The sequence below is a fragment of the Psychromarinibacter sediminicola genome (assembly GCF_029168335.1).
GTDB lineage: Bacteria > Pseudomonadota > Alphaproteobacteria > Rhodobacterales > Rhodobacteraceae > Psychromarinibacter > Psychromarinibacter sediminicola.
Map to the genome: position 1 here is coordinate 1 of NZ_JARGYC010000246.1, position 398 is coordinate 398.

General features: G+C 75.1%; 1 pseudogene. It reads left to right on the forward strand.

Annotated features, from left to right (window positions below):
- Positions 1-398: pseudogene (locus P1J78_RS25210) on the forward strand (peptidoglycan -binding protein); the annotation flags it as partial.

The following is a 398-nucleotide window of genomic DNA, read 5'->3' on the forward strand; positions in this document are numbered from 1 at the left end:
GCGCAGGAAGAGACCGAGGCGGCGCTGGAGGAGGCGCAGGCCGAGCTGACCTCGCTGCGGGATTCGGCGGAGACGAGCGAGGACGACCTGCGCGCACAGCTGGCGGCGGCGCTGGCGGCGAAGGCCCGGGCGGAGCGCGAGGCGAGTGCGGCGCTGAGCCAGGCGGAAGAGCGCGCCGCGCTGCTGGCGACGGCCGAGACCGAGCTGAGCGATGCCGAGGAACTGGCGGCCGACAGCCGGCGCGAGGTGGAGTCGCTCCGCCAGCAGATCGAGACGCTGCGCTCGGAACTGGCGACGCTGCAATCGCTGCTGGATGTCGCCGCGGAGGAGGACGCGGCGGCGGAGGTGCAGATCCAGGCGCTGGGCCAGCAGCTGAACGCGGCGCTGGCGCGGGCGGC